The 15,518-nt window shown below is 50.3% G+C and carries 18 protein-coding genes and 1 tRNA gene; 17 read left to right on the top strand and 2 right to left on the bottom strand.

What is annotated here, in order from left to right:
• The first annotated feature begins 18 nt into the window (after positions 1 to 18).
• From BZG84_RS12760 to nadA, 16 genes are all read left to right on the top strand, one after another.
• Positions 19 to 765, top strand: a complete 747-nt coding sequence (locus BZG84_RS12760; RefSeq protein WP_069591057.1) for a YebC/PmpR family DNA-binding transcriptional regulator — start codon at positions 19 to 21, stop codon at positions 763 to 765.
• On the top strand, positions 766 to 1,287 hold the full coding sequence (gene ruvC, locus BZG84_RS12755; RefSeq protein ID WP_069591060.1) for a crossover junction endodeoxyribonuclease RuvC: 522 nt from the start codon (positions 766 to 768) through the stop codon (positions 1,285 to 1,287).
• A 142-nt stretch (positions 1,288 to 1,429) separates the two neighbouring features.
• Positions 1,430 to 2,059: a Holliday junction branch migration protein RuvA gene (gene ruvA / locus BZG84_RS12750; protein WP_069591062.1), complete on the top strand. Its 630-nt coding sequence runs from the start codon at positions 1,430 to 1,432 to the stop codon at positions 2,057 to 2,059.
• 3 nt (positions 2,060 to 2,062) lie between these two features.
• Positions 2,063 to 3,076 (top strand): Holliday junction branch migration DNA helicase RuvB, encoded by a 1,014-nt coding sequence (ruvB, locus tag BZG84_RS12745; RefSeq protein ID WP_069591064.1) that lies wholly within the window; start codon positions 2,063 to 2,065, stop codon positions 3,074 to 3,076.
• 487 nt (positions 3,077 to 3,563) lie between these two features.
• Positions 3,564 to 5,147, top strand: a complete 1,584-nt coding sequence (cydA, locus tag BZG84_RS12740; protein WP_198532181.1) for a cytochrome ubiquinol oxidase subunit I — start codon at positions 3,564 to 3,566, stop codon at positions 5,145 to 5,147.
• Positions 5,148 to 5,158: 11 nt separating this feature from the next.
• The gene (gene cydB, locus BZG84_RS12735; protein WP_077678289.1) at positions 5,159 to 6,295 is read left to right on the top strand and encodes a cytochrome d ubiquinol oxidase subunit II; all 1,137 of its coding nucleotides are present in this window, start codon (positions 5,159 to 5,161) and stop codon (positions 6,293 to 6,295) included.
• A gap of 15 nt (positions 6,296 to 6,310) precedes the next feature.
• Positions 6,311 to 6,418: a cytochrome bd-I oxidase subunit CydX gene (gene cydX, locus BZG84_RS12730; RefSeq protein WP_069591070.1), complete on the top strand. Its 108-nt coding sequence runs from the start codon at positions 6,311 to 6,313 to the stop codon at positions 6,416 to 6,418.
• The gene (locus BZG84_RS12725; RefSeq protein ID WP_158011497.1) at positions 6,411 to 6,707 is read left to right on the top strand and encodes a cyd operon YbgE family protein; all 297 of its coding nucleotides are present in this window, start codon (positions 6,411 to 6,413) and stop codon (positions 6,705 to 6,707) included. The genes cydX and BZG84_RS12725 overlap by 8 nt, the downstream gene beginning before the upstream one ends.
• Positions 6,708 to 6,959: 252 nt before the next feature.
• Entirely contained in the window at positions 6,960 to 7,373 is a 414-nt protein-coding gene (gene ybgC, locus BZG84_RS12720) for a tol-pal system-associated acyl-CoA thioesterase (RefSeq protein WP_077480368.1), read from the top strand.
• Positions 7,363 to 8,049, top strand: coding sequence for a protein TolQ (gene tolQ, locus BZG84_RS12715; protein WP_069591074.1), 687 nt, complete (start codon positions 7,363 to 7,365; stop codon positions 8,047 to 8,049). Before ybgC ends, tolQ begins: the two co-directional genes overlap by 11 nt.
• A 3-nt stretch (positions 8,050 to 8,052) precedes the next feature.
• Positions 8,053 to 8,499 (top strand): protein TolR, encoded by a 447-nt coding sequence (tolR, locus tag BZG84_RS12710; protein WP_069591075.1) that lies wholly within the window; start codon positions 8,053 to 8,055, stop codon positions 8,497 to 8,499.
• A 9-nt stretch (positions 8,500 to 8,508) separates the two neighbouring features.
• Complete coding sequence (tolA, locus tag BZG84_RS12705) at positions 8,509 to 9,552, top strand: cell envelope integrity protein TolA (RefSeq protein WP_077678287.1); 1,044 nt, start codon at positions 8,509 to 8,511, stop codon at positions 9,550 to 9,552.
• A 103-nt stretch (positions 9,553 to 9,655) separates the two neighbouring features.
• Positions 9,656 to 11,002, top strand: a complete 1,347-nt coding sequence (gene tolB, locus BZG84_RS12700) for a Tol-Pal system beta propeller repeat protein TolB (RefSeq protein WP_077678300.1) — start codon at positions 9,656 to 9,658, stop codon at positions 11,000 to 11,002.
• 50 nt (positions 11,003 to 11,052) lie between these two features.
• The gene (gene pal, locus BZG84_RS12695) at positions 11,053 to 11,571 is read left to right on the top strand and encodes a peptidoglycan-associated lipoprotein Pal (protein WP_077455413.1); all 519 of its coding nucleotides are present in this window, start codon (positions 11,053 to 11,055) and stop codon (positions 11,569 to 11,571) included.
• A gap of 34 nt (positions 11,572 to 11,605) precedes the next feature.
• Positions 11,606 to 12,334, top strand: coding sequence for a tol-pal system protein YbgF (gene ybgF, locus BZG84_RS12690; RefSeq protein WP_077480361.1), 729 nt, complete (start codon positions 11,606 to 11,608; stop codon positions 12,332 to 12,334).
• A gap of 388 nt (positions 12,335 to 12,722) precedes the next feature.
• Positions 12,723 to 13,766, top strand: coding sequence for a quinolinate synthase NadA (gene nadA / locus BZG84_RS12685; protein WP_077678286.1), 1,044 nt, complete (start codon positions 12,723 to 12,725; stop codon positions 13,764 to 13,766).
• A 162-nt stretch (positions 13,767 to 13,928) separates the two neighbouring features.
• Here nadA and BZG84_RS12680 read toward each other — a convergent pair whose 3' ends face one another.
• Complete coding sequence (locus tag BZG84_RS12680) at positions 13,929 to 14,507, bottom strand: UPF0149 family protein (RefSeq protein ID WP_077480363.1); 579 nt, start codon at positions 14,505 to 14,507, stop codon at positions 13,929 to 13,931.
• Between the two features lie 257 nt (positions 14,508 to 14,764).
• Between BZG84_RS12680 and BZG84_RS12675 the strand changes: the two genes are divergently transcribed.
• Positions 14,765 to 14,852 (top strand) — tRNA-Ser (locus BZG84_RS12675).
• A 136-nt stretch (positions 14,853 to 14,988) separates the two neighbouring features.
• On the opposite strand, the gene BZG84_RS12670 is transcribed toward BZG84_RS12675, so the two are convergent.
• Positions 14,989 to 15,518, bottom strand: a 530-nt coding sequence (locus BZG84_RS12670) for a hypothetical protein (RefSeq protein ID WP_077678285.1), incomplete at its 5' end; no start/stop codon positions are given.

Below are 15,518 nucleotides of genomic sequence, written 5' to 3'. Positions count from 1 at the left end.
AAAAAACGGAGAGTCGATATGGCAGGTCACAGTAAGTGGTCGAACATTAAACACCGTAAAGCCGCTCAAGACGCGAAGCGCGGTAAGATTTTCACCAAACTAATCCGAGAAATTGTGGTGGCAACCAAAGAAGGTGGCCCCGAAGCAGAAACCAATCCTCGCCTGCGTGCCGCGGTCGATAAAGCGCTGTCTAACAATATGACCCGTGACACCATCAATCGTGCGATTTCGCGCGGTGCGGGCGGTGATGGCGACGACAACATGGAAACGGTGATCTACGAAGGCTACGGTCCTGCGGGGACGGCGGTGATGGTAGAGTGCATGACCGACAACCGTAACCGTACCGTGTCTGGTGTGCGTCACGCATTCTCAAAATCAGGCGGTAATCTGGGGACAGATGGTTCGGTGAGCTTCTTATTCGAGAAAAAAGGTGTAATCACCTACGCTTCAGGGCTTGACGAAGATGCGGTGATGGAAGCCGCGTTGGAAGGGGGAGCCGATGATGTGGTGACTTACGACGATGGCTCGATGGATGTCTACACCACGCCAAATGATTTCGGCAATGTAAAAGATGCCTTGGACAAAGCGGGTTTCGAGGCAGAGCGTGCTGAAGTCACACAAGTACCGTCGACCAAAGCGGAGCTGGATGCGGATACCGCCCCTAAGCTACTGCGTCTTATCGATATGCTAGAAGACCTTGACGATGTGCAAGAAGTCTACCATAACGGTGATATCTCCGACGAAGTGGCAGCGAGCTTAAGTTAAATGGCAATCATACTGGGCATTGACCCAGGTTCGCGGATCACCGGCTACGGCGTGATCCGCCAACAAGGCCGGCATTTGGAGTACCTTGGCAGCGGCTGTATTCGTACCGACAGTGAGGATTTACCCGGCCGGCTCAAGCAAATTTATGCGGGGGTGAGTGAAGTGATCACCCAATTTCAGCCGGATAACTTTGCGATTGAGCAAGTGTTTATGGCGCGTAATGCCGACTCCGCGCTGAAGTTGGGTCAAGCTCGCGGCAGTGCTATTGTCGCGGCCGTGAATGCAAACTTACCGGTGTCAGAATATGCGGCCCGTTTGATCAAACAAGCCGTCGTGGGGAAAGGCAGTGCGGATAAAAAGCAGGTGCAGCACATGGTCACCCATATGTTGAAGCTCAATGCCACCCCACAAGCCGATGCTGCCGATGCGCTTGCCGTGGCGATTTGTCATGCGCATACCTATCACACCATGATAGCGATGGCGGGCAAAGCCAGCTCTGCGCGTCGCGGGCGGTATCGTTGACTCCCTGACGTTCTCATCGCATTTGGTGAGAGCGTCTTTTCTCCTCAAATCGAGCATTTGTCTCATCTCTCCGCCCTAAGACTGGATATAGATCCAGTTATTATTTATCCTTGTCGACAAAGTAAAAAACTGAGAGCACATTGTGATAGGCCGATTACACGGAACCCTGCTAGAAAAGCAGCCCCCTGAGATTTTGATTGATGTCAATGGCGTTGGCTATGAAGTGAGTATGCCGATGAACTGTTTGTATCAATTGCCAGAAGTCGGTGAGGTGGCCACCATTTATACGCATTTTGTAGTGCGCGAGGATGCGCAGCTTTTGTTTGGCTTTAGTGGTAAACGTGAGCGAGCCTTGTTTCGAGAAGTGATTAAGGCCAATGGCGTCGGACCCAAACTGGGCTTGGCGATTTTGTCCGGCATGACGGCTCACCAGTTTGTCGATAGTGTTGAACATAATGATGTGTCCACCTTGGTTAAAATCCCCGGCGTAGGTAAGAAGACGGCAGAGCGTCTGGTGATTGAAATGCGCGATCGGTTGAAAAACTGGGAGGCATTTGATCTCTTTACGCCTTATACCGACGCCGCCGATGGAAGCGGTGCACCGACGCGTCAGGCGCCGACCACTGTCTCATCTGCTGCTGACGAAGCAGTGAGCGCGCTGGTGGCGTTGGGCTATAAAGCCGCGCAGGCTGAGAAAGTGGTGAAACAAATCGCAACCGACGAAATGAGCAGTGAAGACGTCATCCGACACGCACTGCGTTCAATGGTGTAATCCATGATAGAAGCTGATCGTTTAATCTCCGCGCAAGCCAATCATGATCGGGAAGAAGACGTGATTGACCGCGCGATTCGTCCCAAATTATTGGACGATTACCAAGGGCAAGATCATGTCCGTGATCAAATGGAAATCTTTATCCATGCCGCACGTAAGCGACAAGAGGCGTTGGATCATCTGTTGATTTTCGGCCCGCCGGGGCTGGGGAAAACCACCTTGGCAAACATTGTCGCCAATGAAATGGACGTTAATATTCGTACCACTTCAGGCCCTGTATTAGAAAAAGCCGGCGACTTAGCGGCGCTTTTGACCAACCTTGAACCGCATGATGTCTTATTCATTGATGAAATTCACCGTCTAAGCCCAGTGGTTGAAGAAGTGCTTTATCCGGCGATGGAAGATTATCAATTAGACATTATGATTGGTGAAGGACCAGCGGCACGCTCCATTAAGATTGATTTACCACCGTTTACCTTAGTTGGTGCGACAACACGGGCAGGCTCCTTGACTTCGCCACTGCGCGATCGTTTCGGGATCACCCAACGGCTTGAATATTACAATGTTCATGACTTAACGGGGATTGTAAAACGCAGTGCTCACTGCCTCGCGCTTTCGATGGAAGACGAAGGCGCAGTAGAAGTAGCACGCCGCTCTCGCGGGACACCACGTATTGCGAACCGACTGTTGCGCCGTGTACGAGACTATGCCGAAGTGAAAGGCAGCGGCCACATTTGCGCGGATATTGCGCAACGAGCACTGGATATGCTGGATGTGGATAGCCAAGGGTTCGATTACATGGACCGTAAGCTACTCAATGCCATCATTGAAAAGTTTGATGGTGGACCGGTTGGGTTAGATAATTTAGCGGCCGCGATTGGCGAAGAAAAAGACACCATTGAAGATGTGATTGAGCCGTATTTGATCCAACAAGGCTATTTGCAGCGCACGCCGCGAGGTCGCATCGCCACCCAACGCGCTTACCTGCACTTTGGCTTTGATCTACCGCAGCCCTAAAACAGGTCAAGCAAAATAATTGATAAATCGCCCCATTGGCCGCCAACCAATGGGGTTTTTTGATCTAGATTAAGGTTATGTAGCACGTGACCCCGTATTGTGGCGACAACTGCCCGTGTCAGTCGCATCGCGTGAGTGAGAGCTAGCTTCAAAGGCTGCGCCATCATCATCGCTTTTCTTTGTGGTTAATCACATTTTTATAAATTATCGTCATTGGCATGCTGGTTTTGCAGCTTGCTCGACAAACCGATAACGACAAAGTTAACGACAACACATTGTGCGTCTAACATTAGAAATAGCTTAATTAGATTTATTTTAACTATAAGGCAACGTTAACGTTTCAAGCGTGTAACAAGCGAGCGGTTATTGAGAAAGTGTGTGTGGCTTTCCCCGCGTCAGCAGTGGTGACAACTGCGCGCAGGGTGAGAAAGAAAAACGAACGATACCTCGTATCGGCACCGAGAAACGGTGTGAAGGAGTGACCATGATTACCGATATCGTCGATTTATCGCGGCTGCAGTTTGCGCTGACCGCGATGTATCACTTCCTGTTTGTTCCCTTAACACTCGGCATGGCATTTTTGCTGGCCATCATGGAATCCCTGTACGTGATGACCGACAAGCAAATCTACAAAGACATGACCAAGTTTTGGGGCAAATTGTTTGGTATTAACTTTGCGCTCGGTGTGGCAACAGGCCTCACCATGGAGTTTCAATTTGGTACCAACTGGGCGTACTACTCCCACTATGTAGGAGATATTTTTGGGGCCCCACTTGCCATTGAAGGACTGATGGCTTTCTTCCTTGAATCCACTTTTGTGGGCCTATTCTTCTTTGGTTGGGACCGGCTCAGTAAGCGCCAGCACCTGATGGTGACTTGGCTGGTGGCCTTAGGCTCAAACTTTTCTGCGCTTTGGATCTTGGTGGCTAACGGTTGGATGCAAAACCCAGTCGGCGCTGAGTTCAATTTTGAAACCATGCGTATGGAAATGGTTAGCTTTGCCGAGGTGGTCTTTAACCCTGTCGCTCAAGTGAAGTTTGTTCACACAGTCGCGGCTGGCTACACCACCGGGGCGATGTTCGTATTGGGCATCAGTGCTTACTATCTGCTAAAAGGGCGTGACTTGGCGTTTGCTCGCCGCTCGTTTGCGATTGCCGCGTCGTTTGGTATGGCGGCTATCTTGTCAGTGATTGTGCTGGGTGATGAATCTGGCTACGAGCTTGGCGATGTACAAAAAGTGAAGTTGGCCGCCATTGAAGCGGAGTGGCATACCGAAGAAGCGCCGGCGGCGTTCACAGTACTCGGCCTGCCGAATCAAGAAACCATGCATACTGACTATGCGATTAAAATTCCTTATGTGATGGGCATTATCGCCACCCGCTCGCTAGATAAAGAAGTGACAGGTCTGCGCGATTTGGTGACTGAACACGAGCTGCGTATTCGTAATGGTATGGAAGCTTATGCATTACTTGAAAAATTACGTGGCGGTGAGAAAACACCAGAGAACATCGCAGCCTTCAATGAAGTGAAAGGCGATCTTGGCTATGGGCTACTGCTAAAACCCTATACCGATAAAGTCGTAGATGCGACGGAAACCCAGATCCAGCAAGCCGCGCAAGACTCGATTCCACATGTTGCGCCTTTATTCTGGAGCTTCCGCATTATGGTGGCCTGTGGCTTTGCGATGTTGTTTATCTTCGGCATGAGCTTCTGGCAAACCACCCGTCAGCGTATTGGTGAGAAACCATGGCTACTAAAACTGGCGATGATCGGTATCCCACTTCCTTGGATTGCCTGCGAAGCTGGCTGGTTTGTTGCCGAATATGGCCGTCAGCCTTGGGCGGTGGGTGAGATCTTACCTGTGCACATGGCAGCTTCAAACCTGGCTGCAGGCGATATCATTTTCTCGATGATCGCTATCTGTACCTTATACAGCTTGTTCCTGGTGGCAGAGCTTTATCTGATGTTCAAATTTGCGCGCCTAGGGCCAAGTAGCCTAAAAACAGGACGCTATCACTTTGAGCAGCAAGGCAACCGAGAAGCGGACTTTAGCCGTCAGATTGAAGCATAAGGAGAGACAGCATGTTTGATTATGAAATTTTACGGCTGATCTGGTGGGTCCTCATCGGGGTGCTACTGATTGGTTTCGCCGTAACGGACGGCTTTGATATGGGCGTCGGCGCGCTACTCACGGTGATCGGTAAAACCGACAGTGAACGTCGTGTGATGATTAACTCGGTGGCGCCGCACTGGGACGGAAACCAAGTGTGGTTGATTACCGCAGGGGGCGCGCTGTTTGCCGCTTGGCCTTTGGTCTATGCAACTTCGTTTTCGGGCTTTTATGTCGCGATGATCATCACTTTGGCGGCATTGTTCTTCCGTCCAGTTGGGTTTGATTATCGTTCCAAGATTGAAGACACCCGCTGGCGGACGCTGTGGGATTGGGGCCTATTTGCGGGTGGGTTTGTGCCACCGATTATCTTCGGGGTGGCATTTGGTAACCTGCTGCAAGGCGTGCCTTTCCAGCTCAGCGATCTGTTGATCCCAACGTACACGGGCAGCTTCTTTGCACTGCTTAACCCGTTTGCTTTGGTGTGTGGCCTAGTGAGCTTAGGCATGATTGTGTTGCAAGGGGCGACGTGGCTGCAAATGAAGACCACAGATGCACTGCATGAGCGTGCACGTGTTGTCGCGCAAATCAGTGCGTTGGCAACCACGGTTTTGTTTGTACTTGCTGGTTTTTGGATCCAACACATCGATGGCTACGTGATTGTGGGCGAGATTGCTAAACAAGCCCAATCCAACCCATTGATTAAAGAGGTTGCGGTACAAAGTGGTGCGTGGATGCAAAACTATCAAGCCATGCCAATCTTGTGGCTTGCACCGATAGCTGGTGCGCTGATGCCGCTGTTGGCGCTGATTGCATCGCGCGTTGAACGCGGTGGTTGGGCGTTCCTGTTTTCAAGCCTGACCATTGCCGGGGTGATCCTAACGGCAGGCATTGCAATGTTCCCCTTCGTGATGCCATCAAGCACCTTCCCAGGCCATAGCTTGACCCTTTGGGACGCCACCTCAAGCGAACTGACCCTGTCTATTATGACGGTGGTGGCGTGTATCTTTGTTCCTTTGATTTTGTGTTACACCCTGTGGTGTTACATCAAAATGTTTGGTCGCTTAGATGCCAAGTTTATTGAAGACAACAAACACTCACTGTACTGATTAAGGAGCCTGCATATGTGGTATTTCACTTGGATTCTCGGCGTCCTGCTGGCTTGCGCGTTCGGTATTATCAATGCCCTGTGGCTTGAACATACTGAGGCGATGGATAAAGACAATGAGTGATCACACTCACGCACCAAAGGGGCGGGCTTTTCCCGGCCCTTGGCGCCTGCTGTCACTTGCCTCAGCCTTGTTCTGGGGCGGTCAAGTGATGTGGCACCCTCAAGCGCTTGCCACGCAGATGGGGGGCTTTAATGTGCTCATCGGGTTGGGATTGCTATATGCAACCTGCATTGGCGTTATTCATGCGGTGGGCTTTTGCGCCCAAGGTCGCTGGAGCCAGTGGCTAACGTGGCCGCCTTTGGGGTGGCTTGTGAGCATGATGCTGCTTTGGGTATGGCTGATGCGTTAAATAGCGTTCTACATACGCTTAAGCAAACGTGGCATCGGCGTCAAGGTGCGTAAAGTGACATCCAAATGACAAAAGCACCCAAGTGGTGCTTTTTTCTGCATTTAAGTGCCGAAAAAGCGCGAAACTTTGGGGCATATCACTTCTCTTGGTAAGAATTGTTCAGAATCCGAGGCTCGTATCGTGCGAGCATTTCTATGCGTAAACAACTTAGGTATAGTATTTGCCTATCTCTAAGCGACAATGGGTAAAGAAATGACAGGATCTGTGCCGTTTCGCTGGCCGATTCGCATTTATTACGAAGACACCGACGCGGGTGGGGTCGTTTACCACGCCAACTACCTCAAGTATTTTGAGCGTGCGCGCACTGAACTGCTGCGCGAAGTGGGTGTCAATCAACACACACTCTTTGACGACAATATCGCTTTTGTTGTTCGCCATATGGATATCGACTTTCAACGTGGGGCACGATTAGACGATGCCCTCGAGGTTGTCACCACAGTGTCAGGCATCGGGCGAGCGACCTTGACGTTTTGTCAAACTTTGGTGAATTCTGAGCAACAAACATTGTGTGCGGCGACGGTTAAGATAGCCTGTGTCGACCCAACAGTGATGAAACCCAAATCGATTCCAACACAGATAAAATCGGAGATATTACGTGACCGCTGAACTTTCCATTCTCGACCTGTTTTTGCAAGCAAGCCTGCTTGTTAAGGGAGTGATGTTGATATTGCTGGGTATGTCAGTGGTGTCGTGGGCGATGATTATCAAACGCTCTAAAGTCATGCAGCAGGCTTTTGGTAAAGCAGAACGCTTTGAAGACCGATTTTGGTCGGGAATTGACCTTTCTCAGCTTTTCCAAGAAGTGCAAGCACGAAAAGACGCCCTGACGGGGAGTGAGAAAATCTTTTATTCAGGCTTTAAAGAATTTGCCCGTTTGCACCGCAGCAATGGCAAAGTTCCGGAGGCGGTTATGGAAGGCACTGCGCGTGCCATGCGCGTGTCGCTTTCTAAAGAAGTCGAAGAGCTCGAAACGCACTTGCCTTTCCTTGCGACCGTGGGCTCGATCAGCCCTTATATCGGCCTGTTCGGGACTGTGTGGGGCATCATGCACGCATTTATTGCCTTGGGCGCGGTTAAACAAGCCACACTTGCTATGGTTGCCCCAGGTATTGCCGAAGCCTTGGTAGCAACCGCCATGGGTCTGTTTGCCGCGATCCCTGCGGTGATGGCCTATAACCGACTGACTGCGAAAGTCTCCAAGCTTGAACACAATTACATGAACTTTATGGAAGAGTTTTCAAGCATCTTGCACCGTCAAGCGTTTGCGGCAACCCAGGAGTAATCCATGGCGTACCAACCGAAACGACGCAAAATGACGGCAGAAATCAATGTGGTGCCATACATTGATGTGATGCTGGTGCTGTTGATTATCTTTATGGTGACGGCCCCCTTTGTAACGCAAGGGGTGGATGTTGAGCTGCCCAAAACGGCGGAAGCGAAAACCGCCGCAGAGCTAGCCAAAGAAGAAGACAGCGGTGCGTTTATCATTGTTGAAGTGGATAAGGACGGCCAACTAGGCTTGAGTGTGAATAATGGCGACATGGTTCGTGGCTTAAGTTTGCAAGACACCTTGGTACGCGTAAAAGCCGAGCTGCAGCTTAATCCTAATTCTCCGGTCTTAGTGGGAGGTGATGGCCGCGTGCCTTACTCGGAAATTATCTTAACGCTCGATGCGCTCAATCAGGCCGGTGTGTCATCGGTAGGTCTGATGACTGAACCTTATGAGTCATAGGGAAAAGCAATGAGCGAAACAAAGAAAGCCACCCCTAAAAAAGACTCGTTAGCGCCTGCGCTGGCGATATCTGCCGCGCTCCACCTTGTGCTCGTGATTGTTCTTCTCGTTGGCGCGGACTTTGGAAAAACAGCTACGCCAACCCCGAAAGCGGGGAGTACGATTGATGCGACTGTGATTGACCCCGCGGTAGTCAATGCTCAAGCACAGAAGATCCGCCAACAGCGTGCCCAAGCCAAGCAAGAAGAAGCGGAACGACTTAAGCGACTAGAGCAGCAAGCGCAGCGTCTTGAACAACAGCGTGAACAAGAAGAGCAGCGCTTACGCGAGGTGAAACGGCAAAAGCTTGAGGCTGAGCGCCAAGCACGTGAAGAGAAAAAACGTCTTGCCGAGCAAAAAGCCCAAGCAGAGGAGCAAGCGCGCATAGCGCGTGAAAAAGCCCAACAAGCAGAGCGCGAACGTCAACGTAAGCTGGAAGAAAAACGTCAGGCTGAATTAGCCGCGAAGCAGGCAGAAAAAGCACGTCAGCAAAAACTGGCGGAACAACGCAAGGCGGAAGAGGCAGCGAAAAAAGCAGAGGCAGAGCGCCAACGCAAGCTAGCAGAGCGTAAAAAAGCGGAAGAGGAAGCCCGCAAAGCGGAGCAAGCGCGCCAAGAAGCAGAGCGAAAAGCCGAAGAGGCAAAACGCCGACAGCAAGAGCAAGAGGCGGCCTTGAACGATTTGTTCTCTGGCCTTGAATCTGAGGCCAGTCAGCGGCAAAGCGCACGCGGACAATTTATCCAAGATGAAGTGGCGCGTTATGGCGCCATTTTTACCCAAATGATCCAGCAACGCCTGCTTGTTGACGACGGATTTACGGGACAAGAGTGTGTGGTAAATATGCGCCTTTCGCCAACCGGTCTGCTTTTGGACGTAAAAGAAAAAGCGGGCAATACACGCTTATGTCGCGCAACTAAAACCGCGGTGGTATCTGTATCTCAGTTTCCCATGCCAGATGATGGCGACATTATTGCCAAACTGCGTGAGATTGAGTTAACGGTTAGACCTAACTAATTGACAGGAAAAAGACATGATGGAAGTGAGCCTAGCTGGTGGCACAAATACGATGACAAATAGATCTAGTCAAGCCATATGGCAGCGCGCCCGAACGCGCGGTATGGCGTTGATGGTCATGCTATTTGCCTGCCTGCTTTTAGCCACGCAACCTGCACACGCAGCACTCAAGTTAGTGATCACTGAAGGGGTAAACTCAGCCCGTCCCATTGGGGTGATCCCCTTTCAGTGGAAAGGGCAAGGTGAATTACCGGAAGACGTGTCGGGCGTAGTTGGTTCAGATTTACGCCGTAGTGGTAAGTTTAACCCGTTATCGGTTAGCGAAATGCCGCAAACCCCTTATCGCGACAGTGATGTCGACTATAACGCTTGGACTGCGTTGGGTGTGGATTCAGTACTAACTGGCACCATCACGCCAACCGCTGATGGCCGCTATCAAATTGATTATCAGTTGATTGATATCGTCCGTGGTCAACTCACCGGCGGAGAAAGTAAAGGATTGGGCGCGGACGGCCAGCTGGTCAAAACCGACGATCATTTATTGGTGAATAACCGCGCAACTGTGAAAGCCAGCGATTTACGCCGTTATGCGCATCGTATTTCAAATATTGTCTATGAAAAGCTGACCGGCGAAAAAGGTGCTTTCCTCACGCGTATCGCGTATGTCGTAATTGACGAGGATGCTGATTATCCGTATCAGCTGCGTTTATCGGATTACGATGGATTTAACGAGCGATTGGTGTTGCGTTCAAAGCAGCCTCTGATGTCACCAGCATGGTCTCCAGATGGTCGCCAATTAGCCTACGTGAGCTTTGAAAACGGCCAAGCGGAAATCTTTATCATGGATATCTACACCGGTGAGCGTGAAAAGATTTCTTCGTATCCGCGCCACAATGGGTCTCCGCGTTTTTCTCCAGATGGCAGCCAATTGGCATTGGTGCTCTCGAAAACCGGTAGCCTGCAGGTGTATACCTTCGACCTTAAAACCAAGAAGCTCACTCAAATTACGCACGGCCGCGCTAACAGCACTGAGCCATTTTGGGATCCAGATGGGAACTCGCTCATCTACACCTCTGACCGGGGTGGCAAACCTCAGATTTATCGCGTAAATTTAGCCGACGGGACCAGCAGACGTATCACTTGGCAGGGCAACCAAAATATGGGCGGGCAACTCACGCCAGACGGTCGCTTCTTGATTATGGTGAACCAGTCAGCGTCGGGATATAACATTGCCAAGCAAGACTTAAACAGCGGGGCGGTGCAAATTCTGACCAAAACCTTGTTGGATGAGTCGCCAAGTATTGCGCCAAATGGCAGCATGGTGATTTACAGCTCGGTATATGGACGTAAAAACGTGTTGTCGCTTGTCTCTGTAGACGGTCGCTTTAAAGCGCGGCTTCCGGCAACCAACGGGCGCGTGCGTGCACCAGCCTGGTCACCTTACTTATAAGTTTTTAATTTTAAACAACGTGCGCTAACTTTCTAGAAAAGGAAAATAGAATGCAAATCAATAAAGTACTAAAAGGTCTGGCGGTGGCACTGCCGATGTTTACCTTGGCCGCTTGTAGCTCAAGCGACAGCGCAACGGGCAGCGGTGCGGGCCAATCAACCAATCAAAACGGCACCACCGTCGTCTCTCCGGTTGACGGTCAAGGCTCAATGACAGAGCAAGAAATCCGCAACCAAGAGCTACGTCAGTCGCAAACCGTTTACTTCAACTTTGACGATTCGTCAGTTCTGCCACAATACGAAGACATGCTGGATGCGCACGCGACTTACCTGCGTAACAACCCAGCAATGGAAGTTGTGGTTGAAGGTCACGCAGATGAGCGTGGTACCCCTGAGTACAACATCGCGCTGGGCGAGCGCCGTGCAGAAGCGGTATCTAAGTACCTACAAGCACTGGGCGTTCCTGCAAGCCAGATCTCAATCGTAAGCTACGGTGAAGAGAAACCATTAGTTCTTGGCCAAAGCGAAGACGCGTACGCGAAAAACCGTCGCGCAGTATTGGTTTACTAATCCTCCCTTTAGGTGATGGATAAAAGGTATGACAATGAACAGTAACTCTGTGCGAGCTCTCGCGCTGGCGTTACTGGTGAGTGTGGCAGCCCCAGTGGCTGCCGCACCTGCTCCGGTGACAGAAGTAGGGTCAGGTGGCACCGCCATTGAGCGCCTAGAGCGCATGCTGCAAGCGCGTAATCAAATGCAGCTCGATATGCAGCGTCAACTTGATCAAATGGCGCAAGAATTAAGCAATTTACGCGGTAACGTTGAACGAAATAGCTACGACATTCAACAAGTGGTTGAGCGTCAACGGGACCTCTATCGAGAAATCGATGATCTGCGCACGGCGAAATCCGCAGCGCCTAAAGAAACAAAATCCACTGATGAAAACCCATCAGTGAACTACACCAGCGATCAAACTGAAAACGCGGCGTATGAAGCAGCCGTGAATCTGATCTTAAAAGAGAAAGACTACCAAGGGGCGACCAAAGCGTTTAATGCGTTTTTGCAAAAATACCCAGAGTCTGTCTACACCGCCAATGCCCATTACTGGCTGGGCCAGCTTTTCTTCTCCAAGCGTGACTTTGAGCAGGCGAGCAAGGAATTTACTGCCGTAAGCCAGTTTAAAGATTCCAATAAACGCGCCGATGCCTTACTCAAACTGGGTTTAATTGCTCAGAAGAAGGGCAACACAGCGCAAGCCAACCAGTATTTCCAACAAGTCATTGATACTTATCCGGATTCTACCAGCGCTAAACAAGCGAAAAATGCGATGTAGGCAATAAGGTCCTAGGATCCTAGGGCCTAGGATCCTAGGAAAATGAATACAGAGCGCTTCGCTTACAGAATACGGGAAAAGGCAACTCGTGCGCGCATTGTCCTTTTGCTCTTTTCTGTACTCTGTATTCAGTCATCTGTATTCGGGAGTGGGAATACAGAGCGCTTCGCTTAAGGATTACGGGAAAAGCAAAATCTGGCACGATATGCTTTTTCCGTATTCCGTAATCTGTCGTCTAGAACCTAGAACCTAGAACCTAGAACCTAGGACCTAGGATCCTAGGTCCCAAGATCTAGGACCCAAGATCTAGGCTCTAAAACCTGCGCTCTAGGACTCCAGCCCCACTCACGTTATACTACCCGGACTGGAAGTAAGCATGAGTAATCCCATGAGCCAAGTGATTGAAACGTCGCAAAGGGTTTATCCCTTTCCGCCGAAACCTGTGGCATTGAGTGACGCTGAGAAAAAACAACATGTTGCACGCATTAAACAACTGCTAAAAGAAAAAGATGCTGTGCTGGTCGCTCACTATTACACGGACCCAGAGATCCAAGCGCTCGCCGAAGAAACAGGCGGATGCGTGGCGGACTCATTAGAAATGGCCCGTTTTGGTAATCAACATCCAGCCAAAACCTTAATTGTGGCTGGCGTTCGCTTTATGGGCGAAACAGCCAAAATTCTGACTCCCGAAAAAACGGTATTAATGCCTACACTGGACGCGGAGTGCTCACTGGACTTGGGTTGTCCGGCGGATGAGTTCACCAAGTTTTGTGATGCGCACCCTGATCACACTGTCGTTGTCTATGCCAATACGTCCGCCGCTGTGAAGGCGCGTGCCGATTGGGTGGTAACCTCGAGTATTGCGTTGGAGATTGTCGAACACTTAGACAGCCAAGATAAGCCGATCATTTGGGGTCCTGACCGCCATCTTGGCGCTTATATTGAAAAAGAAACCGGCGCTGACATGCTGCTATGGCAGGGTGAATGTGTGGTGCATGATGAATTCTCGGCCCAAGCGCTTGAGAAAATGAAGCACCTTTATCCAGACGCGGCGATTTTGGTTCACCCGGAATCACCGGCGAGCGTGGTGAAAATGGCCGATGCGGTGGGCTCGACCAGTCAACTGATTAAAGCGGCGCAAACCTTGCCGAATAAAAAGCTGATTGTGGCCACCGACAAAGGCATTTTCTACAAAATGCAGCAAATGGTGCCGGAAAAAGAGCTCGTTGAAGCACCCACAGCCGGCGCGGGCGCGACCTGTCGAAGCTGTGCCCATTGCCCATGGATGGCGATGAATGGTTTGAAAGCGATAGAAAACGCGCTCGAAAACGGTGGCAAACAGCATGAAATCCACGTGGATGCAGCATTACGTGACAAGGCGTTGATCCCTCTTAATCGGATGCTTAACTTTGCCGCGGAAATGAAAGGGTAACACCGTTCCTAGGTCCTAGGAAAAGATGACGGAATACAGAAAGAGCAAAAGCCCCGATGTGCGCACGATTTGCTCTTTCTAGTCTCTAGTCTCTAGAAGCGATGCGTCTCGTCTCTTCCCGTACTCCGTGAGCGAAGCGCTCTGTATTCCGTCGTCCAGGACCTAGGCTCCTTCCTGATCTTCCGCCAGTGTCGCACCATGATGTGTAAGGCCACATAACATGATTGGCATCGCATTATATATTTCTTCAAATTGCGCTAACTCTTCTGCGCCTTGTGCTTCCATGGTGGATAGCGCCGTTTCTGGATCATAGAGCAAGCTGATTGACAGCACGACACCGCCGAGAAGGGCATTGCTTTCGGTGTTTTCCGGCATCAAGGTTTCCCAATCATCACGCGTTAAACTCCAGCCTTGGAGCAAGCCTTCGGCAAAATCACGTGTTGCTTGGTTGACGATCTCTGCATCATCAAGAGCACAACCTTCTGGCCAGTGCCATTGTTTGTCTAACAGCTGTTGGCGCTGTTCATTCCAAATATCGACAATCAGGTTCGCGTAGTCTTCAAATTGCTCGTGATTTTCAAACGGTGCTTGTTCTGCACCGCCCCAAAGCACAGGCAGCCACTCACTGGGGCTAATCACATGGGGGGCCGCAGCCATGGCGGTAACAACGCCACGGGTTTGCATCTCATTCAATAGCTTGTCGCTATCGGCATGTTGGGCAAGAAATTCAGATAAAGTCATTACAAGTCTCAGCCAGCTGTTATCGTTAATGGTCGGAGTTTAACAGTTTTCGTTCTCGCTTGCGTTGTTACATCATGGATTCCCACGTCTTTCCATTCCAAATTCTCCAGCGAATAAGAGAATTAAAGTGGATGTGGCGAGAAAGCAGTCATTCGCACCAATAAAGGTGCTTAACCGGTTGACCCCAAGGCGGCAACTCACTATAGTACACCCCCGTTAGCGCAGATGGCTTTAGCTTCTTAGCGCTAAAACAATATGGTGAGGTGTCCGAGTGGCTGAAGGAGCACGCCTGGAAAGCGTGTATACGGCAACGTATCGAGGGTTCGAATCCCTCTCTCACCGCCATTTTAAAAAAAACCGCCCTCGTGGCGGTTTTTTGCTATCTACAGTTCTCTTCTTACAACCACTCGCGTAATGCTTGTGCGCGAAATACCAATATTACCGGAACGCTTACATGTCGCGGTGATGTCTTATGCGGGTTTCACATTTGGTTACTGCCACTCATCGGTAGTGGTTTGAGTAACGGATTGGCGTTACGGCATTGATTATTGATCAGTGAAAAGCGCGGCACGGGCTTAGGCTGACAGTGTGATGCAATTGGGTGAAGCTCCTGAATAAATTGGTCTAGCTGATTATATTCCTCAACCTGCTTTAATAGCTTGGCTTGTTCTGCTGGGCTCATCGTTTTTATGGAGTAAACAATATAGCGAGCCGGGCCTTCACAGGGCGAATAACCCATTGGGAAATAGCGGCATTGATCAAGTGTTTCTGCATACGTTTGATGGCTAACAGCAAGCAGCGCTTCCCTCAGGTGTTTATGCTGTACTTTAGGCGGCACACTTTTACTGGCTTGGTTGTTATTAATAGCGGAATTACTCGCAGACTCTGGGTCTTTTGAWGCGATTGACTGACACCCTAATAACATAAAACTCATTAAAAAATTGAGTGTAATCGTTTTAATGAGTGAAACTAAATCAATAGATTTCATAATAAACCTAAATAGTGCATGGA

The organism is Salinivibrio sp. PR932, from assembly GCF_001996125.1.
Lineage (GTDB): Bacteria > Pseudomonadota > Gammaproteobacteria > Enterobacterales > Vibrionaceae > Salinivibrio > Salinivibrio proteolyticus.
The sequence above is the reverse complement of the archived record's forward strand: the minus strand, read 5'-3'. Positions and strand labels throughout refer to the sequence as shown.

Coding starts and splice junctions, on each gene's coding strand:
- BZG84_RS12760 (WP_069591057.1), top strand. CDS start 19: ATGGCAGGTCACAGTAAGTGGTCGAACATTAAACACCGTAAAGCCGCT.
- ruvC (WP_069591060.1), top strand. CDS start 766: ATGGCAATCATACTGGGCATTGACCCAGGTTCGCGGATCACCGGCTAC.
- ruvB (WP_069591064.1), top strand. CDS start 2,063: ATGATAGAAGCTGATCGTTTAATCTCCGCGCAAGCCAATCATGATCGG.
- cydB (WP_077678289.1), top strand. CDS start 5,159: ATGTTTGATTATGAAATTTTACGGCTGATCTGGTGGGTCCTCATCGGG.
- cydX (WP_069591070.1), top strand. CDS start 6,311: ATGTGGTATTTCACTTGGATTCTCGGCGTCCTGCTGGCTTGCGCGTTC.
- BZG84_RS12725 (WP_158011497.1), top strand. CDS start 6,411: ATGAGTGATCACACTCACGCACCAAAGGGGCGGGCTTTTCCCGGCCCT.
- ybgC (WP_077480368.1), top strand. CDS start 6,960: ATGACAGGATCTGTGCCGTTTCGCTGGCCGATTCGCATTTATTACGAA.
- tolR (WP_069591075.1), top strand. CDS start 8,053: ATGGCGTACCAACCGAAACGACGCAAAATGACGGCAGAAATCAATGTG.
- tolA (WP_077678287.1), top strand. CDS start 8,509: ATGAGCGAAACAAAGAAAGCCACCCCTAAAAAAGACTCGTTAGCGCCT.
- tolB (WP_077678300.1), top strand. CDS start 9,656: ATGGCGTTGATGGTCATGCTATTTGCCTGCCTGCTTTTAGCCACGCAA.
- pal (WP_077455413.1), top strand. CDS start 11,053: ATGCAAATCAATAAAGTACTAAAAGGTCTGGCGGTGGCACTGCCGATG.
- ybgF (WP_077480361.1), top strand. CDS start 11,606: ATGAACAGTAACTCTGTGCGAGCTCTCGCGCTGGCGTTACTGGTGAGT.
- nadA (WP_077678286.1), top strand. CDS start 12,723: ATGAGCCAAGTGATTGAAACGTCGCAAAGGGTTTATCCCTTTCCGCCG.
- BZG84_RS12680 (WP_077480363.1), bottom strand. CDS start 14,507: ATGACTTTATCTGAATTTCTTGCCCAACATGCCGATAGCGACAAGCTA.